Consider the following 16,301-nt stretch of genomic DNA (forward strand, 5'->3'; position numbering starts at 1 on the left):
AACGGTGAGACGACGGGGCCGAGCGAGGAGCTCTTGGAGCCTCGGGGCCGGGCGTGGCCGAAACGCCGGGGGTGGCGGCGTTTGGATGGGCTCGCGGTCGCCCGACTAGCATGATCGTTCGCATGTGCGATCGACGGTGAAGTTTTCGGCGGGGGTTGTTTTGAGCGCTGATGCCATGGGGCTGCGGACGCGGTTGGCGGATCTGGCGGCGACCGGTCAGGGCGATCTGGGCGCGACCGTCGGTGAGTTCAGGCGCAGCGAGGTGCTGGTGCCGGTGGTCAACGACTCGCTGCTGTCGGTGGCGGCGGGCGGGGTGCGCTGGCTGTTTGCGTTCACGGATGACGCGGCGCTGGCGCGCTTTGCGCAGGCGCGTGGTGAGGCGGTGCCGGAGCGGGTGCCGGTGTACGGGGCGCGTCTGCTGGACCAGGTGGTCCCGGAGGTGGCGAAGGCGGACGGCGGGCCGGTCGGGATCGCGGTGGACGCGGGCAGTGCGGCGGGCCTGGTACTGCCTCCTGCGAAGGGAGTTGTTCCGGACGCGGCAGCTGTGGACACGGTTGTGGACTCTGAAGAGGTGGACGCGTGAGCAGCGGGGACGGCTACCGGGTCGATCCGGAGGCGCTGGAGCGGATCACCCGGGGCATCAACCTGGCGATCGACGAGCTGAAGGAGCTGGGCTTCGACATCGAGGCGGCCCAGGGCCGAGGCTTCGACGACCTGGAGCTGGCCGGTCTTGAGGTGGGGGACGCGAACCTGCGCCAGGTGTTCGCCGACTTCTGCGAGCGGTGGAGCTGGGGGGTGCGTTCGATGATGCAGGACGCGAACGGGTTCGCGCAGCGGCTCAACCTGTCGGCGGGGCTGTATCACGAGCAGGAGCAGTACGTCTCGAACACCCTCAAGACGGTGTGGACGGCGGCAGCGGGCAACCCTTACCTGTCCGAGGAGGAGGTCGAGCAGCGTTCCTGGTCGCAGACGTTGAAGGACAACTCCGTGTCCCACTTCATGGACGCGGACTACAGCGCGGAGTCCCTGCAGGCCGGTGACGAGGCGGCCCGGCAGGCCTGGGCGCAGGCCAAGGAGGACCTGGAGACCTCGACGGTGACCCCGGACGCGCCTTTTGATTCGCGGACGGACTGGCAGCCTGACGGCCCCGAGGCCACGGTCTCCGGGGAGGTTGAGCGCTGATGGGCCTGGGGGACATGGTCGACGACCTCGGGGACGGCCTGGAGAGCGCTGTCGACGGCGTGAGCGCGGGCGTCGGGGAGGCCGTCAACTGGGGCGCGGACAAGGCGGCGGACGGCCTTTCCGCGGTCGGCGCGGACGGCGCGGCCGAAGGGGTGCGCGACTTCGGGGAGGGGGTGAACAACCGGCTGGGCGGCGATGTCGCCGAGCGCCGGCTGGGAGAGACCGAGGACCCCAAGGAGCTGGTCCACGGCAGCCCGAAGGCATTGGAGGCACGGGCCCGGCATCTGCGCGATTTCTCCCGGGCGTTCGAGAGCGTCGGTCAGGGGATGCGCTCGCTGGACGGCGAGGGCTGGCAGGGCAAGGCGGCGGATGCCTTCCGCGAGAAGTTCGACATGCATCCCAAGCAGTGGCTGACGGCGGCCGACGCCTGCGAGGCGGCGGCCAAGGCGCTGGAGGCGTACGCGGACACGGTGCGCTGGGCGCAGGGGCAGGCTCAGACGGCGATCGACGCCTACCGCACCGCGCAGGAGGACAGCCGGCGGGCGGTGGATGCGCACAACGCTCAAGTGACGGCGTACAACCAGGCCGCCGACCAGTACAACGCGGCCGCTTCGGCGGGACGCAACCCGGGCCGCAAACCGACCGAGCCGGGCGCCTTCGTCGACCCGGGGGCCGCCGGCCGACGGGAGGCCGAGGAGATCCTCGCCGAGGCGCGCCGCCAGCGCACCGACGCCGCGCGCGACGCGCAGCGCCGGGTGGCGGCCGCACTGGAGACGGCCCCGCCGAAGCCGGAGTTCACCGACCGGCTGAAGGCCGACGCGGCGGACGCCGTCGTGAGCACGCAGCTGAACCAGGCCCATGTCCTGGGCGGTCTCCTCAAGGGAGGAGCGGACCTGGTGAAGCTGGTCCGCACCGTCAACCCGATGGACTCCTACAACATCACCCACCCCGGCGAGTATGTGAAGAACTCCAACATGCTGCTGGCCGGCCTGGTGGGCACCGCCGCCCATCCCGAACGCCTGCCCAAGGCCGTCATCGGCAGCGGCTGGAGCAGCGACCCGGGCGACGCCATGGGCTACCTCGCCTCGAACCTGATCGGTGGCAAAGGCGCTACCGGCATGGCCCGAGGGGCGGCGCGAGGGGCCGCGGACGGCGCGGCTACGGGAGCGGCGCGCAGGAGCGTCGGACAGGCGATCAAGAATTTCTCCCGGGAACAGAAGTGCAAGTGGTTCGGCGACCCCATCGACATGGCCACCGGCCGCATGGCGCTGCCGCAAACCGACGTCACCCTGCCCGCCAAGCTGCCCCTGTTGTTCTCCCGGCAGTTCGAGTCCTCGTACGAGGCCGGCCGCTGGTTCGGTCCGAAGTGGACCTCCACCGCTGACCAGCGCCTGGAGATCGACGCCGAGGGTGTCATCTTCATCCGCGAGAACGGCGCACTACTGGCCTACCCGCACCCCGCCCCCGGCGTGCCGACCCTGCCGCTTGAGGGCAGCCGATATCCCCTGACCATCGACGCCTACGGCGACTACTCCATCACGGACCCCGCGGCCGACCGCACCTGGCACTTCGCGGCGCCGGGCGGCGACGGCAACGGCATCGCCCTGCTGGAACAGATCACCGACCGCTCGGGCCAGTGGCTCACCTTCGAGTACGACAACGAGGGCGCCCCCACGACGATCGTGCACTCGGCCGGCTACCACCTCACCGTCGAGACCACCGCGGACCGAATAACTGCCCTGAGCCTGGCCAACGGCACGGCGGACGGCGGCGGCGACCTCGAGTTGGTCCGCTTCGGCTACGACGAGCAGGGTCACCTTGCGGCGGTAACGAATTCGTCGGGCATACCGACCCGTTTCACCAACGACTCCGCCGGCCGGATCACCGCCTGGACCGACACGAACAACTCGTCCTACCACTACGTCTACGACGACCAGGGCCGCTGCACCTCCCAGTCGGGCGACGCCGGCCACCTGCGCAACACCTTCGTCTACGGCGACATCGACCCGGGGACAGGCCACCGAACCATCACCGCGACCAACTCCCTCGGTCACAGCACGCGTTACCTGGTCAACAGTGACCTGCAGGTGGTGGGCGAGACGGGCCCCGACGGAGCGACGACCCGCACGACGTATGACCGCTACGAACGCCCACTGACGGTCACCGACGCCCTCGGCCGCACGCAGAGCTACGCCTACGACGAGGCGGGCCGCATGGTGATGGCCGTCCGCCCCGACGGCCGCTACACCAGCATCGGCTACGACGACCAGGGCCTGCCCGTGGCCATTGCCGGCCCGGACGGTACCCATGTCAGCCAGCAGTTCGACGAGTTCGGCAACCGCACCCAGGTGACCGACACCGCTTCGGGGGTCACGACCCGCTTCACCTACGACGCGCTCGGTCACCTGTCGGCGATCACGGACGCGACGGGCGCGACGAGCACGGTCCGCTGCAACACCGCGGGCCTGCCGCTGGAGGTCACGGACCCGCTCGGCGCGGTGACCCGCTACGAGAGGGATGCCTTCGGCCGCCCGACCACAATCACCGACCCGACGGGTGCGGTGACGCGCCTTGAGTGGACGGTGGAGGGCCGGCTGTCCCGGCGTATGACCGCGGACGGCGCCACGGAGTCGTGGGCGTATGACGGCGAAGGCAACACCACCAGTCACACCGACGCCATGGGCGCCGTATCCCGTTACGAGTACACCCACTTCGACCTGATGTCGGCTCGCACCGGCCCGGATGGGGTGCGCTACGAGTTCGCTCACGACACCGAACTTCATCTGACAAACGTCACGAACCCGCAGGGCCTGACCTGGTCGTACGAGTACGACGCGGCCGGACGGCTGATCGCGGAGACGGACTTCGACGACCGCAGGCTGACGTACGAACACGACAGTGCAGGCCAGTTGACCGCCAGCACGACGGCTTCCGGCCGGACCATCTGCTTCGACAGGGACGTGCTGGGCCGCGTGGTGAGAAAGGACGCGGCCGGAGCGGTCACGACGTACGCGTACGACGCGACGGGTGGCCTGGCCCGGGCAGTCGGCGCGGATGCGGTCCTTACGCTGCAGCGGGACGACTCCGGCCGCCTGATGTCCGAGACGGTCAACGGCCGCACGCTCACCTACACCTACGACGTGCTGGGCCGCCGCACCAACCGCACGACACCGTCCGGCGCGGCCAGCGCCTGGGCCTACGACGCGGCGGGCAACCGCACCGCCCTGACGACCAGCGGCCACACCCTCGCCTTCACCCACGACGCGGCCGGCCGCGAACTGACCCGCCACATCGGCGAGGCCCTCACCCTCACCAACGCCTTCGACCCCCTGGGTCGCCTGACGAAACAGGAACTCACCGGCCCCGGCGACACGCGCCTCCAGCACCGCACCTACACCTACCGCGCCGACGGCAACCTGACCGGCATCGACGACGACCTGAACGGCCCCCGCCGCTTCGACCTCGATGCCGCCGGCCGGGTCACAGCCGTCCACGCCGCGAACTGGACGGAGTCCTACGCCTACGACGCGGCAGGCAACCAGACCCGAGCGGCTTGGCCGGACTCCATGCCGGGCCAGGAGGCCACCGGCGAGCGCACCTACACCGGCACCCGAATCACGCGCGCGGGCAACGTCCGCTACGAACACGACGAAGCCGGCCGCATCACCCTGCGCCAGAAAACCCGCCTCTCCCGCAAACCGGACACCTGGCGCTACACCTGGGACACCGAAGACCGCCTCACCTCCGTCGTCACCCCCGACGGCACCACCTGGCGCTACCACTACGACCCCCTGGGCCGCCGCATCGCCAAACAACGCCTCGCCGCTGACGCCGAAACCGTCCTGGAACAGGTGGACTTCACCTGGGACGGCACAACCCTGTGCGAACAGACCACGCACACCCCGGGAACCGACCAGTCGGCCATCACCCTCACGTGGGACCACCAGGGCATACGCCCTCTGACCCAGACCGAACGCAAGACGGCGGGCGACGCGTCCCAGGAAGACATCGACCAGCGCTTCTACGCGATCATCACCGACCTCGTCGGAGCTCCCACGGAACTGGTCGACGAACACGGCGACATCGCCTGGCACACCCGCACCACCCTCTGGGGCACGACCACCTGGAACCGCACGGCCAACGCCTACACGCCCTTGCGTTTCCCTGGCCAGTACTTCGATCCCGAAACCGACCTCCACTACAACTTCCACCGGCACTACGACCCCGAGACGGCCCGCTACACCACCTTGGACCCGCTCGGGCTGGCACCCGCGGACAATCCCGCTACCTACGTCCACAACCCACACTCATGGATCGACCCGCTTGGCCTGACGCCGTGTGACAGTTCCTTCCCCATCTACCGGACACCGAAGGCCAAGGACGCGGAATTCGAGCTGCAACATGGCCCCGATCCCGCCAATCATCAACGCGGGGTGGACATAGGAGGAGGCCTACCTTCCGACGGGCTGATATATTTTGGAGAACGCAGCGTCGCAGCCGAATACATGAGCCCCGCCGGCAGGAACTTCGCGAATGGGATGATTCGCTACGACATGCATCCGGATTTCCTCAGTGAATTCGCCATGCCACCATATATGAACAGATACGACCTGAAGGGGCCAGAGGCGTCCCCCAGAATCGAGTTCACCATTCCAGTCGACAAGCTTGCGAGATTCAACGAGTTGACTCTTGACCGGACATGGATCCCCATTGGCGGGAACGGGTGACAGAGTGATCGAAATCAATGATGAACTGGACGTCACGGTTACATTGGTCAGCCCCGTCGGCGTGTTGGTAGACATGGGAGAATCCGAGGGGTTCATTGACCTGAGGAAACATCCCTTCTGGTGGGAAGATGCAGTCTCGCCCAAGGTCGGCGATCGACTGCACGTGGTCGTCCTTGACAATTCCAGAATCCCCCCACGCCTGAGCGCACTGTCTGACGACATCGAGATCGCAAGGAGAGTCCGAGCCGAAGGTTCGTGACGTCAGAGCATCTGCGGCATCACGGAATTCGAAGACGGTCAGCTCATAGGTTGCGACAACCCCGCTTGAACAGCTGAACGGCGGACGTCGGGGCGGCTTACTCGCGGACGTGCGCCACTGGTCTGACCTTGCCGCGTACAGAACGGAGGTTCATCCGGTGACAACGGAGGGGGATCAGGTTGCCCCAATCGGAATTCCGGAGCGGAATCACTAACACGTCCTCACATCCCGATAGAACGATAGGTGAACATTGCCGTTCGGTCCGCCCCCTGCAGCCTTCGGGCCTCCCACCCCACCCGCCTGGACCCCTCCCACAGAAGTGGAACAGGCATTGCTCGACGCCCGATCCCGTGAAGACTGGCCAGCCTATTTCGAGACGCTCGCACGGAATCGGCTGTACTTCGAGGTACTGCGGGACAAGGCAGAGGCCAGGTTCCTGAACACCTATTCCGTTTTCGGGCACGACCCCCGTGTTCTCGGTGGCAGGGTGTGGGCGGTGTACACGGAGGGCATGCTGCCCGCGCCAGAGACGCACCGCGTGTTCGACTGGCGAGAGCTCGCGTGGTTCACGGAGGGCTGGACGCCCGACTTTCCAGAGATGATCGTCATCAATCCGGGCAGTCCGTGCGAGGCGTTCCTGCCCGCCGCGCCGCCGCACTCCCACGCCTGGACTCAGTACGCCAAGCACACCAACGGCCCGTCGGACGAGGCAGCGCTGCGGACTCTGCGAGTGGGCGGCCCACTGCGCGGCCCCGTGGCCCATGGGCTGGCCTGCGGGGCTCACATCATCGTCCACCACGGACGTCCCTGGAACGCCCTGGCCTACCACGGCCACGGCTACCGCACAGAGCGCCGGATGCTACGTAAGTCGTGGGGCATAACCAGCCACTCCGAGTGGCAGGTGCAACAGCGCGCCCTGCTGGACACCGAACGCGCCGACCCGGTCTGTGAGTTCGTCCTCGGTGTGCGCCACGCCATCGCCCAGGACACGGGCGGCCACGTCGAGACCGGCCACTGGCACGAGACTGCCGCCCGCGTTCTGCACCGGCGGGCGGGAAGCGGGACCCTGCTCACCCCGGACGGCGTCACCAACACGGCTCCTCTTCCCGCGGCCGAGACCGAGGCGCGCATCCAAGACATCCAACACCTCATCGGCCGTATCACCCGCTACGAGGCCCGCATGCGGGCCGACGGTCTCCTCGGTGACGGCCAGCACGTCACCTCCGTCGACGCCTGGTACCTCGGGCGCGCCTCCTGCATGGCGCGCTGGGGCCTGAGCACCCGCTTCGGCACACTGCCGGAAGCCGAGGCGGCCGTTGTCGAAGTCGGGCACCGCGCTGCACGCCGCTACAAGTCCTGGCAGGACTTCTCCGTCGGATTCGTCCTCGGCCGCTGCCTGCAATTCGACAACGACAAGTTCGGCAGCTGGTACGAGGACATGGTCACCGTCCACCGGATCCTGATGGCAGACCCCGGCAGCCCCTGGCTCAACATCCCGTTCCGGTAGGCATCCCCGTCTGGATCGCGTCCGAGTGAGCCGCAAGGATTGATCCAGACAACGGCCCAGCCCGCCCCAGGCTCTCCCGGGACGGGCTGTCTTCATGAGGACCGTAGGGTCAGACCCCAGCCGTCTCCGGCTCGTCCGAGTCCGACGACGCAGCCGGCGTCGGCTCCGCAGTCACCCCCGCCTTCCTGTCCCGCTTCGCCTGTCGCTTCTTCGCTCGGCGCTCCTTGCGAAGTTCCACCATCGCGTACAGCGTCGGGACGAGGAGCAGGGTGAGGAGGGTCGACGTGATCAGGCCGCCGATCACGACCACGGCCAGGGGCTGGGCGATGAAGCCGCCCTCGCCGGTGACGCCCAGGGCCATGGGGAGGAGGGCGAAGATCGTGGCCAGGGCCGTCATGAGGATGGGGCGGAGGCGGTGGCGGCCGCCCTCGATCACGGCCTCGACGACACCGTAACCCTGGCTCCGGTACTGGTTGATGAGGTCGATCAGCACGATCGCGTTCGTCACCACGATGCCGATCAGCATCAGCATGCCGATCATCGCGGGGACGCCCATCGGGGTGCCGGTCGCCACCAGGAGGCCGATCGCGCCCGTCGCCGCGAACGGGATGGAGACGAGCAGGATCAGAGGCTGGATGAGCGAGCGGAAGGTCGCGACCAGCAGCATGAAGACGATCGCGATCGCCGCCAGCATCGCCAGGCCCAGGTTGACGAACGCCTCGTCCTGGTCCTCGGAGACACCGCCGATCGAGGCCGTCGCGCCCGCCGGGAGGGTCAGCGAGTTGATCTTGGACTGGAGGTCCGCGCTCACCGCGCCCGTGTTGTCGCCGGTCGGCTTCGCGGAGATCGTGGCCGCGCGCTGGCCGTCGATGCGGGTCATCGAGACCGGGCCGTCCACCAGCTTCACGTCCGCGACGTCACCGAGCTTCACCGGGCCCAGGCTCAGGTCCTGAAGCTGCTTCAGCGTCGTCGCCGGCTTGGCCGACTTGATGACGACGTCCCGCTCGGTGTCGTCGAGAGTCGCCTGAGCCGCCGTGTTGCCGCGGACCGCCTGGGCGACGGCCAGGCCGAGGGTCTGGTCGTTGAAGCCGGCCGCGGCCGCCTTGTCGTTGGCCTTCACCGAGATGCGCGGCACGCTCTGCGCCAGGTCGCTGGACACGTCGGTGACGTCGTCCAGGCCGGCCACCGCCTCGCGCACCTGCTCGGACGCCTTGCGCAGCACCTGAGCGTCGGCCGCCTTCACGACGACACTCAGGTCCTGGGCGCCGAAGCCGTCACCGGCCGCGATGGTGGTCGTACCGATGCCGTCCAGCTTCTCCAGGCCGGCCTCGACGCGGTCCTGTACGTCCTCGTACGACGCCGAGTCCTCCAGCATCACCTGGTAGGACGCCTGGTTGGTGTCGGTGCCGCCGCCGAAGGCCGCCATGAAGCCGGACGAGCCGATCGTGACCTGGTAGTCCTTCACGCCCTCGGTGTCGGCGAGCAGCTTCTCGACCTTCTTCGCCTGCTCGTCGGTCGCCGCCAGGCTGGTGCCCGGCTTCAACTCCTGCTTGACGGTGAGGACTTCCTGCTCGCCCTGGTCGAAGAAGTTCGTCTTCAGCAGCGGCGCCATGCCGAACGTGCCGAAGAGGACGACGATCGCGAGCAGCACGCTGGTCATACGGCGGCGGGTCGCGAAGCGCAGGACGGGGACGTAGAAGCGCTGGAGCCTGCTCTTCGCCTCCTTCTCCTCCGCGATCCGACGGGCTTCGGCGGCGTCCTCGGGGGTGCCCTTCGGGGCCCGCAGGAACCAGTACGACAGGACCGGTACGACCGTCAGCGAGACCAGCAGCGACGCCAGCAGCGCGGCCGTCACGGTCAGGCTGAACGAGCCGAACAGCTCGCCGACCATGCCGCCGACCAGGCCGATCGGCAGGAACACGGCGACCGTGGTGAGGGTGGAGGAGGTGACCGCGCCGGCGACCTCGCGGACCGCCTTGAGGATGGCCTCCTGGCGCTCCTCGCCGTAGCCGAGGTGCCGCTTGATGTTCTCCAGGACCACGATCGAGTCGTCGACGACCCGGCCGATGGCGATGGTGAGCGCGCCGAGCGTCAGCATGTTCAGCGACAGATCGCGCGTCCACAGGACGATCAGGGCCAGGACCACCGACAGCGGGATCGAGACCGCCGTCACCAGTGTCGAACGGATCGACGCCAGGAAGACCAGGATGACGAGGACCGCGAAGAGCAGGCCGAGCGCGCCCTCGGTGGTCAGGCCGTCGATGGACTTCGAGACCGCCGGCCCCTGGTCGCTGACCACGGTGAGCGTGGCGCCGGAGCCGAGGTCCTTGCGCATCCCGGCGAGCTTGTCCTGGACCGCGTCGGAGATCGCGACCGCGCTGCCGTCGCGGTCCATGGTGACCGCGACCGCGAGCGACGGCTTGCCGTCCGTGCGCGTGAGGGAGTCGGCCGCGGCCTGCTCCTGCTCGACGGTGGCGACGGTGCCGAGGCGGACCGGCTTCTTCCCGGAGGCGTCCGCACCGCCACCCGGGCCGCCCGAGCCGGTGACCCTCAGGTCCTTGATCTGCTGCAGCGAGGTGAACCCGCCGCCCACCTGGACGGTGCGGTTGTCGCCGCCCTCGTCGAAGGAGCCCGCCGGGACGGTGGCGCCGCCCGCCTTCAGGGCCTCGGCGAGGTCCGCCGAGGTCAGGCCCGCCTTCGCCAGCTTCGCGTCGTCGGGGGTCACGGTGACCTGGAGGTCCCGTACGCCGTCGACGGTGACCTGGCCGACGCCGTCGATGTCCTTCAGATCCGGCACGACGGTCCGGTCGAGCTGGTCGGCCAGCGCCTGCTGGTCGCGGTCGGAGGTGACGGCGAGGACGACGGTCGGGATGTCGTCGGTGGAACCGGCGATGACCTGCGGGTCCACGGTGTCCGGCAGCGCGACGCGGGCACGGTTGACGGCCTGCTGGACGTCGGCGACCAGCTGCTGGTTGTCGGGGCCGTAGTCGAAGGACGCCATGATCACGGCGTTGCCCTCACTGGCCGTGGAGGTGACGCCGGTGATGCCGTCGACGGCCTCGAGGCTGTCCTCGATCGGCTCGACGACCTGCTTCTCGACCACGTCCGGCGCGGCACCCTGGTACGGCGCCAGCACGGACACCATGGGCAGTTCGATGGAGGGCAGCAGCTGCTGCTTGAGCTGGGGTATCGCGATGGCGCCGAAGACGATCGCGATGATCGACATCAGGCCTATCAGGGCACGCTGGGCAAGGCTGAACTTCGACAGCCAGGACATGGTTCAGGGTCTCTCTTCTGTGAGCGGCAGAAGCGGCAAGGCGCAGGCTTGGATCAGGCTTGGATCAGGCAGGGGTCAGGCAGGAATCAGGCAGGGCGCGTCCACGGCACACGCGTGGGACACGCATGTGCGGCACAGATGAGCGCCCGCCCCTACACCCTGAGCCATCGGGGAGACCGGTTTCGTAGGCCGCAGGTCCCGTTCCTTATCCGGCGCATACTCCGGGCGCAGTACACCCGGGTCGAGCTCACTCCACCCTCGGACGTACCAGCCCGGACTCGTACGCGATCACCACGAGCTGCGCCCGGTCGCGGGCGCCGAGCTTGGACATGGCCCGGTTGACGTGCGTCTTCACCGTCAGCGGGCTGACCGCCAGCCGCTCGGCGATCTCGTCGTTGGAGTGCCCGCCGGCGACCTGGACCAGGACCTCGCGCTCCCGGACGGTGAGCGCAGCGAGCCGCTCGGCGCGGGCGGGGTCGCGGTCGTCGTCGGCGCCGTCGCCCTGGGCGAGGAAGCGGGCGATCAGGCCCTTGGTGGCGGCCGGGGAGAGCAGCGCCTCACCGCCGGCCGCGACGCGGATGGCGGCCAGGAGTTCGTCCGGTTCGGAGCCCTTGCCGAGGAAGCCGGAGGCGCCGGCCCGCAGCGACTGCACGACGTAGTCGTCGACCTCGAAGGTGGTCAGTATGACGACGCGGACGTGGGCGAGGGCCGGGTCGGCGCTGATCATGCGGGTGGCGGCGAGGCCGTCGGTGCCGGGCATCCGGATGTCCATCAGGACGACGTCCGCCCGCTCCTCCCTGGCCAGCCGCACCGCCTCCGCCCCGTCGGACGCCTCGGCGACGACCTCCATGTCGGGCTCGGAGTCGACCAGCACCCGGAAGGCGCTGCGCAACAGGGCCTGGTCGTCGGCGAGCAGGACGCGGATCGTCATGCGGGGTCCTCTCCGGGCCCTTGTGCGGGGCGGTGGGGGCGTTCAGTTGTCATACGGCGGTGAGGCATACGACGAAGAGGGGGCCGCCCGTTGTCATACGGCGTCCTCCGCGGCGCGCGTACGGCTCTTGACCGGCAGGATCGCATGGACGCGGAAGCCGCCTCCGTAGCGGGGGCCGGTGGTGAGGGTGCCGCGCAGGGCGGTGACGCGCTCGCGCATGCCGAGCAGGCCGTGGCCGCCGCCGTCTGCCGTGTCGTCCTCGCCGGCGCCGTCGTCGAGGACGGTGATCTCGACGTTCGGCCCCACGCGGACGACGCTGACCTCGGCCTTGGCGTCCGGGCCCGCGTGCTTCTGCACGTTGGTCAGCGCCTCCTGGATGACGCGGTAGGCGGCCAGGTCGACGGCGGCCGGGAGCGTGGTGCCCTGGTCGGCACGGGCGACCTCCACCTGGAGGCCGGCGCTGCGGAAGGTGCCCGCGAGTTCGTCGAGGCGCTCCAGGCCGGGGGCGGGTTCGGTGGGGGCCTCGGGGTCGCCGGACTGCCGGAGCAGGCCTACGGTCGCCCGGAGTTCGTTGAGCGCGGAGCGGCTGGCTTCACGTACATGCGCCAGCGCCTCCTTGGCCTGGTCGGGCCGCTTGTCCATGACGTGGGCGGCGACGCCGGCCTGCACATTGACGAGGGCGATGTGGTGGGCGACGACGTCGTGCAGGTCCCGGGCGATCCGCAGGCGCTCCTCGGCGACCCGGCGGCGGGCCTCCTCCTCGCGGGTGCGCTCGGCGCGTTCGGCACGTTCGCGGATGGCGGTGACGACGGCGCGGCGGCTGCGGACCGCGTCGCCGGCGGTGGCGCCGATGCCGGTCCAGGCGAAGATGGCGAGGTTCTCCTGGGCGTACCAGGGCAGGGGGCCGGCGAGCATCGCGGAACCGGTCAGGACGGTGACGGTGAGCAGGCCGACGCGCCAGGTGGTGGTGCGGTCGGTGGTCGAGGCGACGGTGTAGAGGGCGATCACCGCGGACATGGCGACCGGGGCGCGGGGGTCGCCGGTGACGGACTCGATCAGGGAGACGGCGCCGGTGACCGCGAGGACCGTCATGGGGGCGCGGCGGCGGAAGACCAGGGCTGCGGCGCCGAAGGTGATGAGCACCAGGCTCAGCGTGTCCGGGGTGCGCAGACCCCAGGTCACGCCGTTCTTCCCATGCGGGTCCACGAACGAGCCGGACACCATGCAGACCAGTACGCCGACTGCCAACGCCGCGTCCAGCGCCATGGGGTGCGCCTTGAGATGCCGCCGGGCGCGTTGGAGGGTGCTCACGCTTGCTCACGGTAGTCGCTGGGGGCCCGCGGCCCCCAGACCCGCTGCGGACCTGAAGGGCTCAGCCCGGGATCAAGCCGTCGTCGCTCAGCAGCTCCCGGACCTCCTCCAGCGTCGCGTCCGGGGACGGAAGGATCAGTTCGGACGGTTCCAGGGAGTCGTCGGGCAGGGGCTGGCCCAGTTCGCGGACCTTCTGGAGAAGGGCGTGGAGGGTCGCGCGGAAACCTGGGCCGTCGCCGTTCTCCATTTCCTCCAGGAGCACGTCGTCCAGCTTGTTCAGCTCGGTGAGGTGGCTGTCGGCCAGACTCACCTGCCCCTCCCCCATGATCCGTACGATCATGTCGCCCTCCTCGGCGATGGGCCGCCCCGTCTCCCGGGACTACTGCTTGTCGAAGCGCGGGGTGTCCTGCGGCTGCTGCTGGGACTGCGACTGGGGCTGGCCGGCGCCGCCCTCGATCGCCTGCTGCGACGAGGAACCGCCCGCCAGCTCCGCCTTCATGCGCTGCAGTTCCAGCTCTACATCCGTACCACCGGAGAGCCGGTCCAGCTCGGCCTGGATGTCGTCCTTGTGCATACCGGACTGGTCGTCGAGGGCGCCGGAGGCGAGGAGTTCGTCGATGGCTCCGGCGCGGGCCTGGAGCTGCGCCGTCTTGTCCTCCGCGCGCTGGATCGCCAGGCCGACGTCGCCCATCTCCTCCGAGATGCCGGAGAAGGCCTCGCCGATGCGGGTCTGGGCCTGGGCGGCGGTGTAGGTGGCCTTGATCGTCTCCTTCTTGGTGCGGAAGGCGTCGACCTTCGCCTGTAGGCGCTGGGCCGCGAGGGTGAGCTTCTCCTCCTCGCCCTGCAGCGTCGCGTGCTGCGTCTCCAGGTCCGTCACCTGCTGCTGGAGGGCGGCGCGGCGCGAGAGCGCCTCGCGGGCCAGGTCCTCACGGCCCAGCGCGAGCGCCTTGCGGCCCTGGTCCTCCAGCTTGGACGACTGCTGCTGGAGTTGGTTGAGCTGGAGTTCCAGGCGCTTGCGCGAGGTGGCCACGTCGGCTACGCCGCGGCGGACCTTCTGGAGCAGCTCCAGCTGCTTCTGGTACGAGTAATCGAGGGTCTCGCGCGGGTCCTCGGCCCGGTCAAGGGCCTTGTTCGCCTTCGCGCGGAAGATCATCCCCATACGCTTCATGACACCGCTCATGGGCTTCGCGCGCCCCCTTCTGACGGACTCCACTCCAGCACCTGCGACAGAACCCACAGTACGGGCCCTGCATCCATTACCGCACTGTTCGGGGACGGATGCGCTCATCCCCAAGGACGACTGCTCACGCTCCTGCTCCGGCGTAAGGAGTAGGTGACTCCCGGGTGCCGACCCGGTGCCGCCCACGTGCCTCCCTCATGACCGTCGGAGGAACCGTCTGCAACGTCCCCTCTGTCCCCCTACGACGACTGGTGTTGCCGGATCGTTCCCCACGGGGCTGGGGTCCAACCCCTGGCACCCCGTACCCTTGGGTTTTGTGTTCCGTAGCCGTGCCAAGGAAGAGAAGGCCCAGTCCGCCGACAAGGCGCTGGTGACCGACTCCAATGAGACCCGTCACCCCGAGGCCCCTAAGGGCCGCCCCACGCCCAAGCGCAGTGCGGCCCAGTCGCAGCGTCGCAGCGTGGCCAATACGTCGTTGACGCGCAAGGACGCCGCCAAGCGGCAGCGCGAGGAGCGCCGTGCCGCCCTGGCGAAGCAGCGTCAGGCGCTGGCCGGGGGCGACGAGCGCTATCTGCCGGCCCGTGACAAGGGTCCGGTCCGCAAGTTCGCGCGTGACTTCATCGACTCGCGCTTCAACATCGCGGAGTTCTTCCTGCCGATGGCCGTGGTCATCCTCGTGCTGAGCATGGTCCAGGTGGCGTCGCTGCAGAACATCGCGCTGCTGCTGTGGCTGATCGTGATCGTGCTGATCGTGCTCGACTCGGCCGTCACCGGCTTCCGCCTGAAGAAGCGGCTCGCCGAGCGCTTCCCCGACGACAACAAGCGCGGCGCCGTCGCCTATGCGCTGATGCGTTCCCTGCAGATGCGCCGGCTCCGGCTGCCGAAGCCTCAGGTCAAGCGCGGAGAGCGGCCCTGAGCGCAACCGCATTTTCCGGGGGTGCGGCGGATGCGTGGCTCGACAAACTGGGTGGGCTGCGTGATGTCGTACGACGGGAGCTGGTGGGCCGCCAGCTCGACGAGCAGATAGCCGGGCGGTTCCCCGTCGGGCAGCGGCTGCGGGTGCTCGACGTGGGGATGGGCCAGGGCACGCAGGCGCTGCGCCTGGCCAGGGCCGGGCACCAGGTGACCGGCGTGGAGCAGGACCCGAAGATGATCGCCACGGCCCGCGAGGAGCTCGCCGGCGAGCCGGAGGGGATCCGGGAGCGGGTGCGCATCGTCCAGGGCGACGGGCGGGACACCGGCGTCCACTTTCTGCCGGGCAGCTTCGACGTCGTGCTCTGCCACGGCGTCCTGATGTACATCGACGAGCCCGATCCGCTGCTGGCCGGGCTGGCCCGCATGCTCGCCCCGGGCGGGCTGCTGTCGCTGCTCGTCCGCAACGGCGACGCGCTCGCCATGCGGCCCGGGCTGGGCGGGGACTGGCCTGGCGCGCTGACCGCCTTCGACACGACCGCCTACCGGAATCGCCTGGGACTGGACGTACGGGCCGACCGGCTGGCCGACCTGACGTCGACGCTCGCGGGGATCGGTGCACCGCTGCACGCCTGGTACGGGGTGCGCGTATTCACCGACACGGCCGCCGACGGGGCGGGGACCCCGCCGGACGTGGAGACCTTGCTGGCAGTCGAGGAACGAGCCGGGAAGACGGACCCCTACCGAAGCGTCGCAGCGCTGCTGCACCTGTGCGGGGTGCGGGGCTGAGCCCATCGCGGCTACGGACTCCGCACCCGCCGAAACCCGGCCCCTGAGCACGGTCAGCGGGACGCCGGAGCCGGGATCCCTGCACGGCTCAGGGAGCCCGCGCCGTCCCTGCGCGAGACGGAGCGGGCCGACGCCAGCCCCTGCTCGACGACGTCCACAGCAGCGAGACGAACCGGCTGCCTCCCGGAAGCGCCCCGGCGCTGCGGACACCGCGCCCGCCGAAACG

At 69.5% G+C, this 16,301-nt stretch carries 12 protein-coding genes; 7 read left to right on the forward strand and 5 right to left on the reverse strand.

Annotation, left to right across the window (positions count from 1 at the left end; all coding sequences use genetic code 11):
- The first annotated feature begins 124 nt into the window (after nucleotides 1-124).
- From ACZ7M7_RS02335 to ACZ7M7_RS02355, 5 genes are all read left to right on the forward strand, one after another.
- A complete protein-coding gene (locus ACZ7M7_RS02335) occupies nucleotides 125-583 on the forward strand; it encodes an SseB family protein (RefSeq protein ID WP_472111942.1) in 459 nt (152 codons plus the stop codon).
- Complete coding sequence (locus ACZ7M7_RS02340; protein WP_472111945.1) at nucleotides 580-1,182, forward strand: hypothetical protein; 603 nt, start codon at nucleotides 580-582, stop codon at nucleotides 1,180-1,182. Before ACZ7M7_RS02335 ends, ACZ7M7_RS02340 begins: the two co-directional genes overlap by 4 nt.
- The gene (locus ACZ7M7_RS02345; RefSeq protein WP_472111948.1) at nucleotides 1,182-5,909 is read left to right on the forward strand and encodes a putative T7SS-secreted protein; all 4,728 of its coding nucleotides are present in this window, start codon (nucleotides 1,182-1,184) and stop codon (nucleotides 5,907-5,909) included. Before ACZ7M7_RS02340 ends, ACZ7M7_RS02345 begins: the two co-directional genes overlap by 1 nt.
- Before the next feature lie 4 nt (nucleotides 5,910-5,913).
- A complete protein-coding gene (locus tag ACZ7M7_RS02350) occupies nucleotides 5,914-6,168 on the forward strand; it encodes a hypothetical protein (RefSeq protein ID WP_472111951.1) in 255 nt (84 codons plus the stop codon).
- 511 nt (nucleotides 6,169-6,679) lie between these two features.
- Entirely contained in the window at nucleotides 6,680-7,675 is a 996-nt protein-coding gene (locus tag ACZ7M7_RS02355; protein ID WP_472111954.1) for a DUF1266 domain-containing protein, read from the forward strand.
- Between the two features lie 109 nt (nucleotides 7,676-7,784).
- On the opposite strand, the gene ACZ7M7_RS02360 is transcribed toward ACZ7M7_RS02355, so the two are convergent.
- The 5 genes from ACZ7M7_RS02360 to ACZ7M7_RS02380 form a co-directional block, all read right to left on the reverse strand.
- Complete coding sequence (locus ACZ7M7_RS02360) at nucleotides 7,785-10,952, reverse strand: efflux RND transporter permease subunit (protein WP_472111957.1); 3,168 nt, start codon at nucleotides 10,950-10,952, stop codon at nucleotides 7,785-7,787.
- A gap of 247 nt (nucleotides 10,953-11,199) precedes the next feature.
- Complete coding sequence (locus ACZ7M7_RS02365) at nucleotides 11,200-11,883, reverse strand: response regulator (RefSeq protein ID WP_472111960.1); 684 nt, start codon at nucleotides 11,881-11,883, stop codon at nucleotides 11,200-11,202.
- Nucleotides 11,884-11,976: 93 nt separating this feature from the next.
- Entirely contained in the window at nucleotides 11,977-13,194 is a 1,218-nt protein-coding gene (locus ACZ7M7_RS02370; protein ID WP_472111963.1) for a sensor histidine kinase, read from the reverse strand.
- A gap of 61 nt (nucleotides 13,195-13,255) precedes the next feature.
- Nucleotides 13,256-13,534, reverse strand: coding sequence for a PspA-associated protein PspAA (pspAA, locus tag ACZ7M7_RS02375; RefSeq protein WP_383596374.1), 279 nt, complete (start codon nucleotides 13,532-13,534; stop codon nucleotides 13,256-13,258).
- Between the two features lie 39 nt (nucleotides 13,535-13,573).
- Nucleotides 13,574-14,374: a PspA/IM30 family protein gene (locus tag ACZ7M7_RS02380; RefSeq protein WP_383596371.1), complete on the reverse strand. Its 801-nt coding sequence runs from the start codon at nucleotides 14,372-14,374 to the stop codon at nucleotides 13,574-13,576.
- A gap of 217 nt (nucleotides 14,375-14,591) precedes the next feature.
- Between ACZ7M7_RS02380 and ACZ7M7_RS02385 the strand changes: the two genes are divergently transcribed.
- A complete protein-coding gene (locus tag ACZ7M7_RS02385) occupies nucleotides 14,592-15,290 on the forward strand; it encodes a DUF3043 domain-containing protein (RefSeq protein WP_470947860.1) in 699 nt (232 codons plus the stop codon).
- Nucleotides 15,291-15,373: 83 nt separating this feature from the next.
- Nucleotides 15,374-16,075: a class I SAM-dependent methyltransferase gene (locus ACZ7M7_RS02390; protein WP_383596369.1), complete on the forward strand. Its 702-nt coding sequence runs from the start codon at nucleotides 15,374-15,376 to the stop codon at nucleotides 16,073-16,075.
- The last annotated feature ends 226 nt before the right edge of the window (nucleotides 16,076-16,301 follow it).

Source organism: Streptomyces sp. NPDC111606 (genome assembly GCF_055656945.1).